The following is a 19,556-nucleotide window of genomic DNA, read 5'->3' as shown; positions in this document are numbered from 1 at the left end:
CCTCTAAATTTAACAAATCCACGGCTTGATCGGTCAAAGCATCGATGGAAATCTCCCTTACCTTATATAAGCGTGACGTAGGGAGGGGATCGCTGAAATGCCTGTAATGCCCGAATTGTGTGCCGATACCATAGTTTATAACGGTACGATCTGGTGTGGATATGAAGAGGGCACAGTCGAAGCCCTGGCCATCTGGCAAGGCAAGGTGCTTGCGACGGGTACGAAGGGCCAGATCTGGTCTCTGAAGGGCGATAATACACGTTTGATCGATCTCAAAGGACGCTTTGCTACGCCCGGGCTGAACGATTCTCATCTGCATCTCATTTCCGTGGGACTGACACTCAAGTGGATTGATGCGACGCCGCAAGCGGCACCGACGTTGCAAAGCTTGCTTGATGCCATTCGGGAGCAGGCGGCTTCCGCACCTCCAGGGGCATGGATCAGGGCGCGCGGCTATGACCAGACCAAACTCGATGTCGGTCGCCATCCGCATAAGTCGGAGCTTGATGCTGTTGCTCCAAACAATCCCGTTATGGTGGTGCGTGCATGTGGCCACGTTTCGATCTTCAATTCCAAGGCATTTGAACTGGCAGGTATTGACGAAAATTCGCCGGTACCGGAAGGCGGGCTGATCGAGCAGAAAAATGGTACTCTGACAGGTATGGTTGCCGAAAATGCTCAAGGGGCTGTCCGCAAGGCCATCCCCAAGGCAACGACGGAAGAGATGATCGAGGCCATTGAGGCTGCGGGAAATCTGCTTCTTTCCTATGGCATAACCAGCGTTATGGATGCTGCTGTCGGTCAGGTCGCAGGGTTCGATGAAATCCGCGCCTATAACCTCGCCAAGTTGGATAAGCGCTTGCCGGTGCGTACCTGGCTCGTACTGCTCGGTGACCCAGGGCCGTCTATTGTTGAGGAATGCTACAAAGCAGGACTTGTTTCCGGCGTCGGGGACGACATGCTGACGATAGGAGCTGTCAAGATTTTCCTCGACGGCTCTGCAGGCGGGCGAACTGCATGGATGAACAAGCCGTATCTCGGCGACGATAACAATATTGGCGTTCAGATATTGCCGGATGCGGAACTGGAAGCGTTGGTGCTGGATACCCATAAAAAGGGCTATCAACTGGCATGTCATGCTATCGGCGACGCAGCCATCGGCCAGTTGATCACGGCGTATGAAAAGGCGCTCGCTGTTTATCCCGATCCAGATCGCCGCCATCGTATCGAACATTGCGGGTTCTCTACGCCGGAACAGCATGATCGGATGAAAAAGGCTGGCATTTATCCATGTCCGCAGCAGGTTTTCATCTACGACTTTGGTGATGCCTACATTTCTGTTCTTGGCGAAGAGCGCGCAATTTCAAGCTACCCGCTGAAAACCTGGAAAGATCTGGGCTTCAAGCCTGCGACTGGCAGTGATTCACCGGTTTGTCATCCGAATCCCTATCCGAACATCTATTCGATGCTGACGCGCGAAACGGGCAAGGGAACGGTGATGGATGCCCGCGAATGTGTGACCATCGAAGAGGCTCTGCAGGTCTACACGGAGTTCGGTGCGTTTTCTCAGAAGCTGGAGAATGTGAAGGGGAAGCTTGTACCTGGACAGGTTGCTGATATTGCGGTCTTTTCACGCAATATGCTCACCGCGAAGCCGGAAGAGATTCTCAACGACACGCATTGTGTTCTGACCATGCGTGACGGTGAGGTCGTATTCGAACGGTCGTGAAAAAATGCCCTCGTTTTCCGGGGGCAATGAAAAGAATTGAAGCGTAAACGCTTCGGGGCAATTTCGGGCAGCGAGGTTTCGGCGTAGCCGCCTGAACGAACGGTTCATCTGAACCGCAAGAATGACACTTATGAAGGGGAACAATATGAGAAAATTTGCATTGCTGGCGGCGTTGTCCGCAGTTCTGTTGGCCGGAACGGCGGCATATGCTGCGGACGAGCCGCGTTCGGGTGGCGTCATCAATTTCGTCGCACCTTATGGCGATAGCTTCTCGACGCTCGACATTCAGGCTTCGCCTGCCACGCAGGACGAGTTCTACGCCAAGGCCATTCATCGTACGCTCTATGATTGGGATGCTGATCTCAACAAGCCTGTACTCGGACTTGCGACTGATGTGGCCGTGTCAGACGACAGACTCGTCTATACCTACAAGCTTCGTCAGGATGCATTTTTCCACAATGGCAAACCTTTGACGGCAGATGACATTATCTGGAGCTACACTCGGATAATGGATCCGAAAAAGGCTTTCCCACCAGCACGCTACATCGCTGAAATTAAGGGTGCTGAAGAGTATACGCAGGGCAAGGCCAAGGAAATTTCCGGCCTGAAGAAGATCGATGATCATACGCTCGAGATCACACTGGAGCAGCCAATTGATCCCGGCTTCCAGTTCATGCGCAATAACACTGCCATTTATCCGTCAGGTGAGGGCGATAGCGAAGAGTTTCAGCGTCATCCGATCGGTCTCGGACCATATAAGTTTGCGGAATATGTTCCCGGCTCCCGCCTGACGGTTGAGAAGTGGGACAAATATTATGAGAAGGGCAAGCCTTACGCCGACAAGATCAACATCATGATCATGGGTGACGCGGCCGCGCGTGACGTTGCGTTCCGCAACAAGGAAATTGACGTAGCGGTGCTCGGGCCAGCGCAGTATACAGCCTATCTCGCCGATCCCGAACTGGCGAAGAACATGGTTGAGGTGGCCGAGGTTTACACACGCGCCGTCGGCTTTAATCCGGATTTCAAGCCGTTCCAGGACAAGCGTGTTCGTCAGGCAATCAACTACGCTATCGATAGCGATCTCATCATCAAGCGCCTTGTCAAAGATAAGGCTTATCGTGCTGTTGGTTGGCTTCCGAACTCATCGCCAGCCTTCGACAAGGATGCGAAGCCTTATCCGTATGATCCTGAAAAAGCAAAAGCTTTGCTTGCTGAAGCTGGGTATCCTGACGGCTTCGAGTTTGAGTTGACGGCAACACAGAACGAGAGCTGGGGCTTGACCATCGTTCAGGCAATCATTCCGATGCTCGCCAAAGTCGGTATCAAGGTGAAGGCAAAGCCAGTCGAGGCGTCGGTACTTGCGGATGTGGTTCCGGCAGGCAATTTCCAAGCCTATATGTGGTCGCTCGAAAGCGGCCCGGACGCACTGACCGCGATGCAGTGCTTCTATTCCACGACTCCACAATCTGCGTGTAACTATCAGAAGTTCTCCAATGCGGAATTCGACAAGATTGTCGATGAGGCAAAGGTGGCGAAAACCGAAGAAGAGAAGAACGAACTTCTGAAGAAGGCCAACAATTTGCTGCAGGAAGAAGCGCCGGTGTGGTTCTTCAACTACAACAAAGCCGTCATGGCACATCAGCCGTGGCTGCATGGCCTGCAGCCGAACTCGGCAGAGCTCGCAGTTCAGTCCTATGAAAAGCTGTGGGTTGATGACACGGTTCCATCCGGTCGCTAATTCCGGCTGATCTGGATCGGCCCGCTCGTCATCGGGCGGGCCATTGATCCCCTTTGCTCCAGCGTCTTTTGCGCTGATCCGAAAGGAGGACCATGTGCTCTATTTTATTATTCGGCGCGTCTTGCAGATGATACCGACTGTTGTTGCGGTGTCGCTGCTGATCTTCATCATTTTCAGTGTTGTTCCGGGCAGTATCGCTTCTGGCCTTATTGCCAATGGCAAGGGCATGAACGATCCGAAGATGGTCGAAAAAATTACACAGGAATTTGGGCTCGATAAACCTGTTCACGTGCGCTTTGGCAGCTATCTGGTTCAGTTGGCTCAGTTCGATCTCGGGACTTCGTATCGTTCGAGACAACCGGTTGTTTCGCTTATTCAGGAGCGTATGTGGCCAACGCTGAAGCTTGCTTTCGCGGCCATGGGCTTTGCGATCCTGATCGGCGTGCCATTTGGATTTATAGCAGCACTGAAGCCTGGAAGCATTCTCGACAGCGTGACCATGATAGGAGCGGTCTCGGGTCTTTCACTACCACAGTTCTGGCTGGGCCTGCTGGCCATGTATCTATTTGCACTGACGCTCGGATGGTTGCCGAGTTTCGGTTATGGCGATGGCGGTATCCGAAACATTATCCTACCAGCGCTGACCTTGGGTGTTGCGCCATTGGCGTTGCTGGCAAGAACAACACGTGCAGCCGTGCTGGAAGTTATGGGGGCTGACTTCATTCGTACCGCCCGCTCTAAAGGCATGAGCAGCTTTCGATTGGTGAAATGGCATGTCATGCGCAATGCGCTGGTGCTGATTATCACGACCATCGGCCTACAGTTCGGATCGATGATGGGACAGGCCGTGGTGGTGGAGAAACTATTCTCGTGGCCGGGTCTTGGCTCCTTGCTGATCGATAGCGTTTCTTTGCGCGACATTCCTGTCGTACAGGGGGCAATTCTCGTAATCGTATTGTGGTTTCTGGTCATCAATACGATCGTTGACATTCTCTATGCGGTTATCGATCCGCGCATAAGCCACGAGTAAGCCCATGAAGCTGCGTTTCAATCTCGTATTCGGTGGGTTCGTGTGCATTGTCATTGTGGCTGCGGCTGTCTTCGCGCCGTTGCTGGCACACTATAACCCGGTTCTCGATGCCGACCTGATGAATGCCGAACTTCCGCCTGATGCACAGTTCTGGTTCGGCACGGATGCACAAGGCCGCGATGTTTATTCGCGCATTCTCTATGGCGCGCAGGTGTCTTTGACCGTTGGCGTGGTCTCACAGTGCATCAACACTGTTATCGGTCTGTGTTTTGGCATTTCGGCCGGTTATTTCGGCGGCTGGTGGGACGATTTCGTCAACGGCCTCACCAATCTGATGCTCGCAATTCCGTCACTGATCTTCGCGCTGGCAATCATGGCTGTCCTTGGCCCTGGCTTGCCGAGCCTTCTGCTTGCACTTGGTCTGACGAACTGGTCCTGGACTTGCCGCATTGCGCGAAGTTCTACTCTGTCGCTCAAAAAGCAGGGCTATATTCAGGCTGCCAAAATGCTTGGTTATAGCGACGTGCGTATCATGATCACGCAGATCGTGCCCAACATGATCGGACCTGTTCTAGTGATAGGCACGCTCGGAATGGGGGATGCAATTCTCGCCGAGGCAGCACTTTCCTATCTTGGTCTCGGTATCAGTCCGCCAGACCCAAGCTGGGGCAACATGCTTACTGATGCGCGTGAGTTGATCGTGAATGCGCCTTGGGCTGCAGTGTTTCCCGGCCTCGCCATCTTCTTCACAGTACTTGGGCTCAATCTGTTCGGCGACGGTCTTCGCGACTGGCTCGACCCGCATATGAGGACCCGTAAGATATGAGCGAACAAGCACTTCTTGAGGTAGAAAACCTTCGGATCGATATCGTCTCCGGTTCGAGCAAACATAATGTGGTCGAGGATGTATCGTTCACTATTGGAGCTGGCGAGACATTCGGTCTGGTCGGAGAGTCTGGCTGCGGAAAAAGCATCACCGCGCTGTCGATGATCGGGCTTCTGCGCAAGCCGCTGTCGATAACCGGAGGAGCGATCCGCTTTAAAGGGCAGGACTTGCGGTCCATCTCGTCGCGCGAAATGCGCAAGCTGCGTGGCAATCGTATAGCGATGATCTTTCAGGAGCCGATGACTGCTCTCAATCCGTTGTCGCCAGTAGGTCGGCAGATTGCGGAAATGTTCGTGCTGCACCAAGGTGTCACTTGGCACGAGGCTGAGCGCAAGGCGGTCGAAGCGCTTGCCAGCGTTCAGGTGCCTGCGCCAGAGCAACGTGTGAAGAACTATCCGCATCAGATGTCGGGTGGTATGCGCCAGCGTGTGATGATTGCTATTGCACTTGCATGCAATCCTGATCTGCTGATCGCTGATGAACCCACGACTGCGCTCGATGTGACGGTTCAGGCGGAAATTTTGCGTCTGATGCAAGAACTTTGCACAGCGCGAGGGACTTCCGTTCTGATGATCAGTCACGATCTGGGTGTCATTGCGAAAATGTGCCGTCGCGTGGGTGTGATGTACGCAGGACATCTGGTCGAAGAACGCATAACAGCGGGCTTGTTTCACCATGCTGCGCACCCTTATGCGCATGGTCTTCTGGCTTCGCTCCCGCAGCTTGGTTCTCGCCAGAAAGAAGGCCAGTTGCGGCTGCAGGAGATCGAAGGTGTCGTGCCGTCGATTTCCGCTTTTCCAAAAGGCTGCAGGTTTGAGCCGCGTTGCACGCGCGCGACCGATGTTTGTCGTGCGCAAAAACCGGGCTGGACGCCACTTGAGGATGCCGGTGTGGTGAGGTGTTTCCATCATGAATGACATACATTCAACCAAACTGGTAGAACCATTGGTCCGCATCGACGATGTCTGCGTTTACTTCCCGGTGAGCGGTGGCATTTTCAGTTCTTCCAAGCAAATGTTGCGCGCCGTTAATAATCTCAGCCTGACTCTTAACAAGGGTGAGTGCCTTTCGATTGTGGGAGAATCTGGTTGCGGTAAGTCTACACTTGCACTGTCCATCGTCGGTTTACAGAAGCCCACAAGTGGGCAGATTTATTTCGAAGGACGTCCGATCACCGGAAAGAACGAACCATCCCGGTTGGAACGAGCCAAGATGGCGCAGATGGTCTTTCAGGACCCATTTGCTTCACTCAATCCGCGGCAGACAGTCTACACGTCGCTAGCTGCACCTCTGCGACTTCACGGTGTGACGTCGCGTGGTGAAGTGGATGGACGTATCGAAGAAATTCTGCGTCTGGTCGGTTTGAAGCCCGAGCAGGCAAAGCGTTTTCCGCACGAGTTTTCTGGTGGCCAACGCCAGCGCATAGGAATTGCCCGCGCATTACTCCTCAATCCGAAAGTTATCGTGCTTGATGAACCCGTGTCGGCGCTTGATGTTTCAATCCGGGCACAAATCATCAATCTGCTGCTGGAGTTGAAAGAGCGACTTGGCCTTTCCTATATCATGATCAGCCATGATTTGAGTGTCGTGGAGCATATGAGCGATCGGGTGGCGGTGATGTATTTTGGCCAGATTGTCGAGAGTGGGTCATGGGACCGGATATTCTCAAATCCGATGCATCCTTACACCCGGCGGTTGATTTCGGCCATCCCTGATCCTGTGACGGAATTAACAGGCGGTCGTCTGATTGATGACACGAACCCGCCTCAGGCACCGGAAGGTTTTGCGTTTTATCCTGAAAGCTTCGGCACGCATGACGTGCATGAAGTCCCGCCGCCAACGCAATTTATTGATATTGGCGGTAATCAGCGTATTCGCGTTATCGAGAAAATTGGTCTCAAATAAAGGTTAAAAAGCGCCGCTAAACGGCGCTTCAGACTGCTGACAAACCTCCGGCAGGGTCAAAATGACCTCAGATTCACGGAACGTCCCAGATTCAGAACGTGAACAAATCGGAATCAAAACCCCTCGTTTTTGACTGCTTCCAAAAATCGAGGGGTTTGTAATCAATCTGAAGCGCCGCTAAACGGCGCTTTTTATTGTCATCTTGTTGGTTAGCCGCTGATCAGCTTTACTTCCATAAAATCTTCCAGGCCCCATTTGCCACCCTCGCGACCATTGCCTGATTGCTTATAGCCACCAAATGGGCTGCCCGGCGCGCGTGACGTGCCATTGATCTGTACCATGCCAGCGCGCAATTTGCGGGCCACGCGTTTTGCGCGTTCCGGACTTCCTGTCTGGATATAGGCGGCAAGCCCGTAAGGCGTGTCATTGGCAATGGCGATGGCCTCTTGCTCCGTTTCGAACGGGATCATCGCAAGCACCGGTCCGAAGATTTCTTCGCGGGCAATCGTCATGTCATTGTTCACATCGGCAAAGACAGTCGGCTTGACGAAATCACCTTCGGAGAAGCCATCAGGACGCCCTGTACCACCCGCAACGAGCCGTGCACCTTCATCAATGCCTTTCTGAATCAGCTTTTGAACCTTTTCAAACTGGATCGAAGAGGAAAGTGGACCGATATGATCGCCTTCCTTTGCCGGGTCGCCAATCTTAGTTTCTGTGGTAAGTTTCTTCGCGATTTCCACGGCCTTGTCGTAAACGGAGCGCTCCACCAGCATGCGTGTCGGTGCATTGCAGGACTGTCCGGTATTCTCGAAGCAATGCGCAAGGCTGCGTGCCATTGCTTTTTCCAGATCGGTATCGGCAAAAACGATGTTTGGTGACTTGCCGCCAAGTTCCAGCGAAACCCGTTTTACCGTCGCTGCGGCAGCCCTTGAAACTGCCGTTCCTGCGCGGGTTGAACCGGTGAACGACATCATGTCGACATCTGGATGTTGCGACAATGCTTCGCCAACAACAGGGCCTTCTCCGTTGACGAGATTAAATACACCTTTTGGGAAGCCTGCCTGATCGACAAACTCGGCGAAGAGCATTGCCGACATCGGCGCAATTTCTGAAGGCTTGAGTACGACCGTGCAGCCAACCGCCAATGCAGGTATAACTTTCAGCGCGATCTGGTTCATCGGCCAGTTCCACGGTGTAATGAGGCCGCAAACACCAATGGGCTCGTGAAGCACGGTCTGGTTCGGATATTTGGGGGAAAGAATTTCTTCAAACTCGAAATTCTCGAATGCGGCAATGAAAGCTTTTGTATGCGAGAGGCCAGCCGCTGCCTGCGATTCCCTTGCGAGCGTGATTGGTGCGCCCATTTCAAGTGAAATGGTCTTGGCCATTTCGTCCAGACGCGCTTCGTAGATTTCAACCAGACGCCGTATATAGCCGATGCGTTCTTCTGCTGGCGTTTCGCTCCAGGACGGAAAAGCCCTGCGTGCGGCTGCGACCGCCAGATCAATGTCTTTCGCAGAACCCGCAGAAATTACGGCATAAGGCTTTTCATTGGCGGGATTGATGACCTCAATGGTCTTGGCTTCTATTGGAGCGCGCCACGTTCCGTCGATATAGAAGTCCGTTTTCTGGTCGAGGTTTTTCTGAAGCATCGTGCCGTCCTCCGTCGTGCTTAATGTTCAGGGCCAGCACAAGCCAACCGATTTTCGTTCGACACTAATGCGCGGATATGTCGGCGTCAAAACAGAAGGGCCATGGAAACATCAATTTTTCTTATTCATTGTCGTAGGCTTCGACATCGAAGCCCAGGGCGACCAGTCCTTCCTCCAGATAATCTCCCAGAAGTGGTGTACCGATGAGATACTTGGCTTCGCGACCATTGTCGCGATCAGCGGCTGTCGAGAGGGCGTCGCCCCATTCATCAGCGCTGAAATCCCCGCGGCCTACCCACATAAGCGCCAGCAATTCCTGTCGCTCATCGATGTTCAAGGAGCGGATAGCCGCGAAAAGTTCCTTGCGGGTGGGGTTTGCCAGCGAGGCATCGAGAATATCAACTTCATTGTCGTCACTAGCGTTAGAACCGGATTCTTCATCGATCACAGGAACCTGAACATCATATTCCCGTGCCTTGGCAATTATAAATTCCAGATTCTCGATATTATTAACCAGCTCGACCACGCTTGCCTCCGTCACCTTGGTTATTTGGCAAACAACGCTTTCGCAAAGGCTTGGTTCCGGCTTTCTCAGGGAGCTGGATCAGCTTCGCGCAGCCTGTAGCCGACGCCTGTTTCGGTTAGAATATAATGCGGCTGATCAGGAGATTTTTCAATCTTCTGTCGTAGCTGACGGACATAGATGCGAAGATATTGAACGTCAGCTGCGGGTCCCCAAACCTGGTTGAGAATGAAATGGTGTGTCAGCACTTTCCCGGAATGCTGTACGAGGAGTCGAAGGATGTCATATTCCTTCGGCGACAATTTAACTTCTTCACCGTTGAGCTTCACAATGCGGCGAACAAGATCGACCGTAAGGCCGTCGCTTTGGAAAAGCGGCTTTTCTCCCTGTTGTTGCAGCCTGTGTCGCAGTGCGACCCGTAAACGCGCAGTAAGTTCTTTCATACCGAAAGGTTTTGGAACGTAATCATCAGCTCCTTCTTCAAGGGCACGGACGATTCCCGCTTCGTCGGTCCGGCTTGAGAGGATAAGAACCGGCAAAGTCATGCCGGTTTCTCTCCAGCGTTGCAGTAGAGCGTGCCCGTCAGTATCTGGAAGTCCCAGATCGAGAAGCACGATATCGGGCTTTTCCGTTGCAATGTGCGCGTCAGCTTCGCCGCCGTTCACCGCCTCTATAACAGTATAGCCTTCCGTGGTCAGCCCAACCCGCAATAACTTCCGGATAGCTGGTTCATCGTCGACAACGAGAATTTTTAATTTAGGATCGTTCATACGCTTCTATCAACTTCATCTGCAAGGACGGGTAAAGTAATTATAAAAACGGCACCGGTGCCTTCATGCCGATTGCTTGCCCGAATAGTACCGCCCATTGCTTCGATGAAACCGCGAGCGATTGAGAGCCCTAGTCCTGTACCGGCCTGCACATGATCGCCTTTACGCACGCGATAGAACGTATCGAACACGCGCTCCAGATCATCCGGAGGAATACCTGGACCCCGATCACTAATTTCCAGTGTTATACGAGACGGTTCAGCATTGGCTTTAATCGTAATCGGTGTGTTTTCAGGGGCATATTTCGCTGCATTGTCAAACAAATTGAACAGGACTTGCTCGAACAGAACGGCATCGAGCTGAACCATAGGCAAATCAGCCGGAACGGCAATATCGACCTGATGATGGACCAGAATCTTGGCTGCACGATTCAGGGCCGCCCCAATGAGGTCACCAACATAATGAAGTGACAGATTGGGCTTCATCGCACCTGCTTCGATTCGTGTCATATCGAGAAGGTTGGCGATGAAACGGTTCAAGCGCTCCGATTGGTCCACCATGGTTGCGACCAGATCGGACCGGACGGCATCTGGCAGAGAGTTGGAATAATCACGCAAGGTTGTGGCGGTACCAAGAATTGCTGCCAGTGGGGTCTTCAGATCGTGCGAGATTGAGGTGAGCAGTGCTGAACGCAGCTTGTCGGCTTCCGCTGCAAGCTTGGCCCGCTCGACATCACCGACAAGCTGAACGCGCTCGATGGCAATTGCGGCCTGATCGGCCAAGGCTTCGAAGAGGCGTTGCTGTTCAGGCGTGAGGATAGGCCCCATGCGATCATTGTCTAATCCGATGACGCCCACAGATGTTCGTGCGGTTTTGAGAGGCAGATAGAGCCGTTTGGCACCCGGCAGTGTATTGGCCCCGCGCCCGGCGGGCAGGTCGTGTTCCCATGTCCAGTGTGCGGCAGCGATATCAGCGTCGCCCAGAGTGTCATCGGGCGGATATGCGCCCCTGACAGTAATGCTGTTTCCATCAGGAAGGAGGATCACAACGCTGACCTTGAGCATCGATGCGATTTGGAATGCGGTTGCCCAAAGCACGTCATCAAGTGAGCCTGTTCCGGCTAGTTTTTTGCTAAAAAGATACAGATCTTCCGTCATGCGCGCACGCTGGCGCGCCGCTGCGGCCTGGCGCTGCACGCGGCTTGCCAGATTGCTGGCTATGAAACTCACAAACAGAAAGAAAACCAGTGCTACGACGCTCTCGGGATCGGCGATAGACAATGTGTAGAGTGGTGAAAGAAAGAAGAAATTATAGGCAAATGCGCTAAGGACTGATGAAAAAAGAGCTGGCCAGAGGCCAAGGGTAACCGCAACACCGAGGACGCCGACAACAAATACAAGAGCTATGCTGCGCACATCCAGAAACTGGTCGAGCAGCAATCCTGCGATCAGCGCTATGCCAGTTATGGCAATACCGATCAAATACGGTCGGATATCGAGCGTTGTTTTCTGCCTGGCGGTGCTGACCTTGCGGTTGGCTCCGCCGTTTTCGTGCTCGATACCTGCCGTTATATGAATATCGATGGCGCCGGAAAGCCGGACAAGCTCGCGTGCAATGGAGCCGTCAATCATCTCACGCCAGCGCGACTTTATGGACTTTCCGGCGACGATCTGGGTGAAATTGTGGGCTGAAGCGTAGCGAACAATGTCTTCGGCTACGGATTGGCCCGGAATGGTGATTGTTTCCCCGCCAAGCTGTTCGGCAAGTTTCAATGTTGTCGCAAGCCTGTCCTTTGCTTCTTCAGTAAGCCCGGCAGAACGTGCGGTTTCGATATGAATGGCCGCCCACGGCGCACGCAGGCGGTCCGCCAGCCGACGTGCATAGCGAACCAGCGATACACTACGGGGACGATCATCGACTGCAACTAGTATGCGGTCGCCAGCTGCCCACGGCCCTTCAATAGCGTGGGCACGCATATGGCTGAGCAGCTGCTCGTCCACGCGCTGGGCCGTACGGCGCAGTGCCAATTCACGCAGCGCGGTTAGATTTCCCGGAGAAAAATAATTGCGTATTGCCCGCTTTGCAGTCTTCGGGAGATAAATCTTGCCTTCATTGAGGCGCTTGATGAGATCATTCGGCGTGAGATCGATCAATTCTATGTCGTCGGCACGGTCGATGATACTGTCGGGCACGGTTTCGCGTACCCGGATGCGGGTGATTTGCGCCACGACGTCGTTAAGGCTTTCGACGTGCTGGATATTGAGTGTTGTATAGACATCAATCCCACGCGCCAGAATTTCCTCGACATCCTGGTAGCGCTTGGGGTGCCTGCTGCCTGCTGCATTCGTGTGCGCCAGCTCGTCCACAAGAACCAGTTGTGGTCTGCGGGTCAGCACCGCATCGATATCCATTTCATCAAGTTGATGACCATGGTAGGACACTTGCGCACGAGGCACGATTTCAAGCCCCTCAGTCAGGGCTTCGGTTTCCGCTCGCCCATGTGTTTCCACAACGCCGATGACGACATCTATTCCGTCGGCTTTGCGTGCGCGGCCCGACATCAGCATTTCATAGGTCTTGCCGACGCCCGGCGCAGCACCGAGAAATATCTTCAGGCGGCCACGCGTTTCGCGTTCCGCCTGTTCAAGTAGAGCATCGGGAGAAGGTCTGTTCTCGCCGAAGCGACGCGGGTCCGATGTCAAACAAAACTCCTGAAAGGAAGGGGCGGCAAATCATGCCGCCGCCAGTTATTCTACTTGGTGTCGGTCCTGTCCAGAACAAGGTTCAGCTTCAAAACATTGACTACCGGTTCACCGAGGAAGCCAAGTTCACGAGCTTCAATCTGTTGCTCGACAATTCTACGCAAGGCGGCTTCATCAATACCGCGCGCTTTCGCAATGCGAGGCACCTGATAAAAAGCTGCCTCTGGCGAAATATGCGGATCGAGACCGCTTGCGGATGCTGTCACAAGGCCAATCGGTGGCGGCATAGAGCCTTCGCCTTGTGATAGGGTAGTTGCGTCAGCTTTAATCCGCTCAATCAGCTTTGGGTTGGTTGGGCCGAGATTAGAACCGCCGGAACTTGCGGCATCATAACCGTTTTGTCCTGCCGCAGATGGGCGACCGTGAAAATATCGATCACTGGTGAAACTTTGTCCGATCAACTCAGAGCCGATGATCGAACCGTCTTTTTCGATAAGGCTGCCACCAGCTTTGGCCGGAAAAATTGCGTGTGCGATACCAGTCATGCCGAGCGGGTAGAGCAAACCCATTATGACGGTAAGCGATACGATCATGGCAAGTGCTGGACGAAGTTGTTTTAGCATTTTTGCTAGTCCTTATGCGAGGCCAAGGGCAGTAATGGTCATATCGATGGCCTTGATGCCGATAAACGGCACGATAACGCCGCCGAGGCCGTAGATCAGTAGATTGCGCGAGAGGAGCGCTCCTGCACCGACCGGTTTGTAGGTCACGCCTTTCAATGAAAGCGGTATCAGAGCGACAATGATCAAGGCGTTGAAGATGATGGCTGACAAAATGGCGCTCTGTGGCGTAGCCAGACCCATGATATTGAGCGCCCCAAGCTGTGGATAAAAAGCCAGAAACATTGCCGGAATAATTGCAAAATACTTTGCGATATCGTTGGCGATGGAAAAGGTGGTCAGTGCTCCGCGCGTCATCAGCAATTGCTTGCCGATTTCAACGATTTCGATGAGTTTGGTAGGGTCGCTATCGAGATCGACCATATTGCCCGCTTCGCGCGCTGCAACCGTGCCAGTGTTCATGGCCACGCCGACGTCGGCCTGGGCAAGGGCAGGGGCGTCGTTGGTGCCGTCGCCGCACATCGCGACAAGCTTGCCCTTGGCCTGTTCCTCGCGGATCAGCGACAGCTTGTTTTCCGGTGTGGCCTGCGCAAGAAAGTCGTCCACACCGGCTTCGGCGGCAATGGCTGCTGCGGTCATTGGGTTGTCGCCGGTAATCATGACTGTGCGGATACCCATCCGGCGAAGTTCTGCAAAGCGTTCACGGATACCGCCTTTGACGATGTCCTTCAGGTGCACGACGCCGAGAAGATGTCCATCCTTGGCAACCGCAAGCGGAGTGCCGCCAGCTTTGGCGATTGTGTCAGCGATGGATTGCAGTTCCGACAGTGTTCTTTCATCGGCGCGGCTGCTCTGTCCCACATAGGCAAGCACCGCATCAACCGCACCTTTGCGAATGACGGAGCCTTCAATGTCGACCCCGCTCATACGGCTCTGTGCTGTGAATGGTACGAAATGTGCGTGAAGCCCTTGCATGTCGCGACCGCGCAAGCTGTATTCTTCCTTGGCCAGAACGACGATAGAGCGACCCTCCGGTGTTTCGTCGGCAAGCGAGGCCAATTGCGCTGCATCAGCAAGCGCCTGTTCGGTTACGCCGCTCACGGGGACAAAAGCGGTCGCCTGACGGTTGCCGAGTGTGATCGTGCCGGTTTTGTCGAGAAGAAGCGTGTCGACGTCACCTGCGGCTTCGACCGCCCGGCCGGACATGGCAAGCACGTTGAACCGAACGAGACGGTCCATGCCTGCAATACCAATGGCAGAGAGCAAGGCACCGATAGTGGTTGGGATCAGGGTGACGAAGAGTGCAACCAGCACTATTACTGGAATGTAACCGCCTGCATAGGTCGCAAAGCTCGGGATCGTTACGACGGCGAGAACGAATATCAGCGTCATGCCTGCAAGCAGAATATTGAGCGCGATCTCATTTGGCGTTTTCTGGCGTTCGGCGCCTTCCACGAGACTGATCATCTTGTCGATGAAGGTAGAACCTTGTGCGGCTGTGATACGAACCTTGATCCAATCGGACAGGACTTGTGTTCCGCCCGTAACGGCAGAGCGGTCGCCACCGGACTCGCGGATGACGGGTGCGGACTCGCCGGTAATGGCCGCTTCATTAACGGAGGCAACACCTTCGATGACTTCGCCATCTGAAGGGATGATGTCATTGGCTTCCACCAGAACGATGTCGCCGACTTTCAGGCTTGTTCCCGGCACGCTTTTCCAGTTTGATCCTTCCGGGTTGTCCAGAAGTTTGGCCTGCGTTTCCGTCCGTGTTCGGCGCAGTGAATCCGCTTGTGCCTTGCCCCGACCTTCGGCAACCGCTTCCACAAAATTCGCAAACAAGACGGTAAACCACAGCCACAGAACAATCTGGAACGAAAACCCGACATTCGGATTGCCGGCAGAAACGTCTTTCAGAAGCAATAGAGTTGTCAGCATTGAAACAACTGCAACCACGAACATTACGGGATTACGTGCAAGACTCTTTGGATTGAGCTTGCGAAATGCATCGCCAATGGCGGGTATAAGGATGCGGGCATCGAGAATGCTCGCGGATTTGGACTGGCTCATAACAAAGGCTCCAGTAAAATTACATTTCCGTTCGGAAAGCTCAGATCAACCCGGCAAGCTGAACCGCGAGAAGAAGCACGGTCGTTGCCAGAAGGATCGAGAGAATGCAGCTTGAAGGTTTGAGCATCAGAACATCTGCCCCTCAATCAGCGCGAAATGTTCAGCGACCGGGCCAAGCGCCAGCGCCGGAAAGAAGATCAGGCCGCCGACCACAAGGATGACGCCGATCAACAGGCCGACGAAAAGCGGGCCGGTTGTGGGGAACGTACCTGCCGATTGCGGCGCGGCCTTCTTGGCGACAAGCGAACCGGCGATAGCGAGCGCGGGAACGATCACGAGAAACCGCCCCATCAGCATGGAGAGACCGATGGTGATATTGTACCAGGGTGTATTGCCGGAGAGGCCTCCAAAGGCCGAACCGTTATTCGCTGTACCGGAAGTATAGGCGTAGAGGATTTCCGAGAAACCATGCGGCCCAGGATTGGCGACGGAGGCCAGGCCCGTCGGCAGAACCGAAGCGATGGCTGTAAACCCGAGAATGGACAGCGGAAGACAGAGAACGGCGAGCATCGCCATTTTCACTTCCTTGGCTTCGATTTTCTTGCCCAGATATTCAGGCGTGCGCCCAACCATCAGCCCCGCGACAAAAATGGTCACGACAACAAAGAGAACAATGCCGTAGAAGCCCGCACCGACACCGCCGATGATGATCTCGCCCAGCATCATATTGATCATGGGGATCATTCCGCCCAGCGCCATCATGCTGTCATGCATGGCAATCACCGCACCACATGACGCAGCCGTTGTCACCACGGCAAAAAGCGCGGACATTGCAATGCCGAAGCGTGTTTCTTTGCCTTCCATATTGCCGCCATCGATACCCAGCGCATGGATGAGGGGATTACCCGCCGCCTCCGCCCAGTAGCAGATTGCAACGCCAGCGACGAATAATATGCCCATGGCAGCAAAGATCGCCCACCCCTGTCTTTCGTTGCCGACCATTCGCCCGAAGACGTTGGTAAGCGACGCGCCGATGGCGAAAATCGCAACCATCTGGATCATGTTGGAGATGGCATCGGGGTTTTCGAAGGGATGCGCCGAATTGGCATTGAAGAAGCCACCGCCATTGGTGCCAAGCATCTTGATAGCAAGCTGCGAAGCCACCGGCCCGAGTGCGATCACCTGTCTCGCACCTTCCAGCGTCGTTGCTTCGGCATAAGCGCTGAGCGTCTGCGGTACGCCGAGGCTGACAAAAGCCAAAGTCAGGACAATGCACAACGGCAGAAGGACGTAGAGCGTGCAGCGTGTAAGATCGACCCAGAAATTTCCCAGTGTCTTCATGGATTTGCGCGAGAACGCTCTGATGAGCGCTATAGCGATGGCAATGCCTGTCGCAGCTGAAACGAAGTTCTGCACCGTTAGCCCTGCCATTTGGGTCAGGTAGGACATGGTGCTTTCGCCGCCATAGTTCTGCCAGTTGGTGTTGGTGACAAAACTGGCTGCAGTGTTGAAGGCAAGGTCTGCCGGGACGTTGCTCATACCCATTGGGTTGAAGGGCAGAAAGCCTTGAAACCGTTGCAGCGAGTAAAGCAGCAGAAAACCGGCCAGATTGAATAGCAGCAAGGAGACGGTGTAGGTCGTCCAATGCTGTTCTTCGCGTTCACTTGCGCCTGCGAGACGATAAAGCCCGCGCTCGACCGGAACGAGGATCGGTGAAAGGAATGTCCGTTCACCGCTGAAAACGCGCGTCAGGTAGCCGCCGAGCGGTCTGACGAGCAAAATGATGATCCCGCAGAAAACGAGAATCTGAATCCATCCATTGAGTGTCATGATCTTTTCCGAGGCCTGAAAGGCTGCCGATTACGCGGAATGAACCGGAAACCGGTCTAAAACCGCTCCGGTCGTATAAGCGCGTAAAGGAGATAGGCGGCTATGAAGGCCGCAACCAAAGCGCCAGCGATATACTCGATCAACATGGCGACACCTCAAAGTCTTTCACAGACGCGCAGATAGCCGAATAACAGCGCGAAAAAGCCGACACCGATCGCAAGGACGGCGAAATCCATAATCATGCCTGAATTGCCCGAAGGGCTCCCTGTTTCTTACAGGAGCATTATGGTGCCGCACGGCATAGGGTTTCGAGAGCGGGCCGGGGGCCAAAAAATAAAAATCTCATATATGGAATACGGATGAGGGGAGAACAGCCTGCATGTTGCACAGCAGGCTGTTCAGGAATTAGAGCGATGTTGCAGCCACAACCGCACGACCGGCTATGCGCCCGGAAAAGATGCAGCCGCCAAGAAATGTCCCTTCAAGCGCATTGTACCCGTGATAACCACCGCCGCCGAAGCCGGCGGCCTCACCTGCCGCATATAGGCCAGGGACCTTTTCGCCAGCTTCATTCAGCACTTGTGCGTCCAAATCGGTATGCAATCCGCCCAGTGTCTTGCGCGTAAGAATATGAAGTTTGACGGCGATGAGCGGCCCGTTGGCGGGCTCCAAAAGCGGATGCAGAGGCACGGCTCGCGTGAGACGATCACCGATATAGGCTCGGGCATTATGGATTGCCATCACCTGAGCATCCTTGGAGTAACGGTTGACGACCTGGCGATCTCGCGCTTCAATTTGACTGCGAATATGGTCAGGCTTCAGAAGTTTTTCTCCAGTCAGACCGTTCATTCTTGCAATGAGCTCATCCAGTGTTCCGGCTGTGATGAAATCTGCTCCGTTGTCGAGAAATGCTTTGACCGGCGGTGGTGGCGTTTTACCAAGACGGCTTTTAAGCAAAAGCTTCCAGTCTTTGCCAGTAAGATCCGGATTTTGTTCCGATCCAGACAAAGAGAACTCCTTACGGATGATTTTCTCGGTCAGGATGAACCACGAATAGTCGTAGCCGGTCGAAAGAATATGTTTGAGTGTGCCAAGTGTGTCGAAGCCAGGAAGATAGGGAGCGGGCAGACGATTGCCATTGGCATCGAACCACATGGACGAAGGCCCCGGCAGAATGCGAATGCCATGGTTTGGCCAGATCGGATTCCAGTTTCGCACGCCTTCCGTATAGTGCCACATGCGATCGGCATTGATGACATGCCCGCCCGCAGCCACGGCAATATCGATGCCGCGCCCGTCGACATGAGCCGGAACACCCAATACCATTTCTTTTGGAGGAATGCCGAGTCTGTCGCGTGGCCATACCCTTCGAATCTTGTCGGGGTCACCGCCTATGCCGCCAGATGTGACGATTACGCAGTCAGCAAAATAGGCAAATTCGCCAATAGTGTCGCGTGACGAAGATTGCCCGCGCTCCACAGTCGATGGTGCCAACACTTCTCCGTAGACACCACTGATCCGCCCTCCGGTCGTGGCGATGCTGTTAACCCTATGACGGCATTTTAGAATTATGAGTCCTTTGCTGATTGCTGTGTGCAGCGAGCGTTCGAACGGTGCCACGACAGCAGGTCCTGTTCCCCAGGTAACATGAAAGCGCGGCACTGAGTTACCGTGTCCATCCGCTTTTGCTCCGCCACGCTCCGCCCAGCCGACAACAGGAAACCAGCGCATGCCGAGACCATGAAGCCACGGCCGCATTTCTCCGGCAGCAAACTCCAGATAGGATTCAGCCCAGCGTTTTGGCCAATGGTCTTCGGGGCGGTCAAATTGCGCCGATCCGAACCAGTCCTGCCGCGCGAGATCGATATTGTCCTTTATCCCAAGGCGACGCTGTTCGGGGCTGTCAACCATGAAGAGCCCACCGAGAGACCAGAACGCTTGTCCACCGATGGAATTCTCACCTTCCTGTTCGAGAAGAATGACTTTGCGTCCAGCTGTTACCAGTTCATGAGCTGCGACAAGTCCGGCTAGTCCTGCTCCAATGATTATCGCATCAGCATCGGCCATCTCCGCTTCCTCTCTCCCAAAAGGCGCA

The 19,556-nt window shown here is 54.1% G+C and carries 15 protein-coding genes; 6 read left to right on the top strand and 9 right to left on the bottom strand.

Annotation, left to right across the window (positions count from 1 at the left end; translation table 11 throughout):
* The first annotated feature begins 106 nt into the window (after nucleotides 1-106).
* The 6 genes from JNC70_RS01010 to JNC70_RS00985 all read left to right on the top strand — a co-directional run bounded on the left by JNC70_RS01010 (nucleotide 107) and on the right by JNC70_RS00985 (nucleotide 7,291).
* On the top strand, nucleotides 107-1,729 hold the full coding sequence (locus JNC70_RS01010; protein ID WP_374788536.1) for an amidohydrolase: 1,623 nt from the start codon (nucleotides 107-109) through the stop codon (nucleotides 1,727-1,729).
* 145 nt (nucleotides 1,730-1,874) lie between these two features.
* Nucleotides 1,875-3,470 (top strand): ABC transporter substrate-binding protein, encoded by a 1,596-nt coding sequence (locus JNC70_RS01005; RefSeq protein WP_104754862.1) that lies wholly within the window; start codon nucleotides 1,875-1,877, stop codon nucleotides 3,468-3,470.
* 94 nt (nucleotides 3,471-3,564) lie between these two features.
* A complete protein-coding gene (locus JNC70_RS01000) occupies nucleotides 3,565-4,500 on the top strand; it encodes an ABC transporter permease (protein ID WP_104754863.1) in 936 nt (311 codons plus the stop codon).
* Nucleotides 4,501-4,504: 4 nt separating this feature from the next.
* The gene (locus JNC70_RS00995) at nucleotides 4,505-5,326 is read left to right on the top strand and encodes an ABC transporter permease (RefSeq protein ID WP_104754864.1); all 822 of its coding nucleotides are present in this window, start codon (nucleotides 4,505-4,507) and stop codon (nucleotides 5,324-5,326) included.
* Nucleotides 5,323-6,303 (top strand): ABC transporter ATP-binding protein, encoded by a 981-nt coding sequence (locus JNC70_RS00990; protein WP_104754865.1) that lies wholly within the window; start codon nucleotides 5,323-5,325, stop codon nucleotides 6,301-6,303. The genes JNC70_RS00995 and JNC70_RS00990 overlap by 4 nt, the downstream gene beginning before the upstream one ends.
* Nucleotides 6,296-7,291: an ABC transporter ATP-binding protein gene (locus JNC70_RS00985; RefSeq protein WP_104754866.1), complete on the top strand. Its 996-nt coding sequence runs from the start codon at nucleotides 6,296-6,298 to the stop codon at nucleotides 7,289-7,291. The genes JNC70_RS00990 and JNC70_RS00985 overlap by 8 nt, the downstream gene beginning before the upstream one ends.
* 209 nt (nucleotides 7,292-7,500) lie before the next feature.
* Here JNC70_RS00985 and JNC70_RS00980 read toward each other — a convergent pair whose 3' ends face one another.
* The 9 genes from JNC70_RS00980 to JNC70_RS00940 all read right to left on the bottom strand — a co-directional run bounded on the left by JNC70_RS00980 (nucleotide 7,501) and on the right by JNC70_RS00940 (nucleotide 19,528).
* A complete protein-coding gene (locus JNC70_RS00980; RefSeq protein ID WP_104754867.1) occupies nucleotides 7,501-8,946 on the bottom strand; it encodes an aldehyde dehydrogenase family protein in 1,446 nt (481 codons plus the stop codon).
* A 121-nt stretch (nucleotides 8,947-9,067) separates the two neighbouring features.
* Nucleotides 9,068-9,472 carry a DUF3775 domain-containing protein gene (locus JNC70_RS00975; RefSeq protein WP_104754868.1) on the bottom strand — a complete coding sequence of 135 codons (405 nt, stop codon included), beginning with the start codon at nucleotides 9,470-9,472 and terminating at the stop codon, nucleotides 9,068-9,070.
* Between the two features lie 65 nt (nucleotides 9,473-9,537).
* The gene (locus tag JNC70_RS00970; protein WP_104754869.1) at nucleotides 9,538-10,239 is read right to left on the bottom strand and encodes a response regulator; all 702 of its coding nucleotides are present in this window, start codon (nucleotides 10,237-10,239) and stop codon (nucleotides 9,538-9,540) included.
* Entirely contained in the window at nucleotides 10,236-12,941 is a 2,706-nt protein-coding gene (locus tag JNC70_RS00965) for a DUF4118 domain-containing protein (protein ID WP_374788519.1), read from the bottom strand. Before JNC70_RS00965 ends, JNC70_RS00970 begins: the two co-directional genes overlap by 4 nt.
* A gap of 50 nt (nucleotides 12,942-12,991) precedes the next feature.
* Nucleotides 12,992-13,564: a potassium-transporting ATPase subunit KdpC gene (kdpC, locus tag JNC70_RS00960; protein ID WP_104754871.1), complete on the bottom strand. Its 573-nt coding sequence runs from the start codon at nucleotides 13,562-13,564 to the stop codon at nucleotides 12,992-12,994.
* 12 nt (nucleotides 13,565-13,576) lie between these two features.
* Nucleotides 13,577-15,631, bottom strand: coding sequence for a potassium-transporting ATPase subunit KdpB (kdpB, locus tag JNC70_RS00955; protein WP_104754872.1), 2,055 nt, complete (start codon nucleotides 15,629-15,631; stop codon nucleotides 13,577-13,579).
* A 126-nt stretch (nucleotides 15,632-15,757) separates the two neighbouring features.
* Nucleotides 15,758-17,461, bottom strand: a complete 1,704-nt coding sequence (kdpA, locus tag JNC70_RS00950; RefSeq protein ID WP_104754873.1) for a potassium-transporting ATPase subunit KdpA — start codon at nucleotides 17,459-17,461, stop codon at nucleotides 15,758-15,760.
* Nucleotides 17,462-17,517: 56 nt separating this feature from the next.
* Complete coding sequence (kdpF, locus tag JNC70_RS00945; protein ID WP_104754874.1) at nucleotides 17,518-17,607, bottom strand: K(+)-transporting ATPase subunit F; 90 nt, start codon at nucleotides 17,605-17,607, stop codon at nucleotides 17,518-17,520.
* A 259-nt stretch (nucleotides 17,608-17,866) separates the two neighbouring features.
* A complete protein-coding gene (locus tag JNC70_RS00940) occupies nucleotides 17,867-19,528 on the bottom strand; it encodes an FAD-binding dehydrogenase (RefSeq protein ID WP_104754875.1) in 1,662 nt (553 codons plus the stop codon).
* Nucleotides 19,529-19,556 lie beyond the last annotated feature (28 nt).

The organism is Brucella oryzae (assembly GCF_041929965.1).
In the GTDB taxonomy this organism is placed as follows: domain Bacteria; phylum Pseudomonadota; class Alphaproteobacteria; order Rhizobiales; family Rhizobiaceae; genus Brucella; species Brucella oryzae.
The sequence above is the reverse complement of the archived record's forward strand: the minus strand, read 5'-3'. Positions and strand labels throughout refer to the sequence as shown.

Coding starts and splice junctions, on each gene's coding strand:
- JNC70_RS01010 (WP_374788536.1), top strand. CDS start 107: ATGCCCGAATTGTGTGCCGATACCATAGTTTATAACGGTACGATCTGG.
- JNC70_RS00970 (WP_104754869.1), bottom strand. CDS start 10,239: ATGAACGATCCTAAATTAAAAATTCTCGTTGTCGACGATGAACCAGCT.
- kdpC (WP_104754871.1), bottom strand. CDS start 13,564: ATGCTAAAACAACTTCGTCCAGCACTTGCCATGATCGTATCGCTTACC.
- kdpB (WP_104754872.1), bottom strand. CDS start 15,631: ATGAGCCAGTCCAAATCCGCGAGCATTCTCGATGCCCGCATCCTTATA.
- kdpF (WP_104754874.1), bottom strand. CDS start 17,607: ATGTTGATCGAGTATATCGCTGGCGCTTTGGTTGCGGCCTTCATAGCC.
- JNC70_RS00980 (WP_104754867.1), bottom strand. CDS start 8,946: ATGCTTCAGAAAAACCTCGACCAGAAAACGGACTTCTATATCGACGGA.
- JNC70_RS01005 (WP_104754862.1), top strand. CDS start 1,875: ATGAGAAAATTTGCATTGCTGGCGGCGTTGTCCGCAGTTCTGTTGGCC.
- JNC70_RS00985 (WP_104754866.1), top strand. CDS start 6,296: ATGAATGACATACATTCAACCAAACTGGTAGAACCATTGGTCCGCATC.
- JNC70_RS00940 (WP_104754875.1), bottom strand. CDS start 19,528: ATGGCCGATGCTGATGCGATAATCATTGGAGCAGGACTAGCCGGACTT.
- kdpA (WP_104754873.1), bottom strand. CDS start 17,461: ATGACACTCAATGGATGGATTCAGATTCTCGTTTTCTGCGGGATCATC.
- JNC70_RS00995 (WP_104754864.1), top strand. CDS start 4,505: ATGAAGCTGCGTTTCAATCTCGTATTCGGTGGGTTCGTGTGCATTGTC.
- JNC70_RS00990 (WP_104754865.1), top strand. CDS start 5,323: ATGAGCGAACAAGCACTTCTTGAGGTAGAAAACCTTCGGATCGATATC.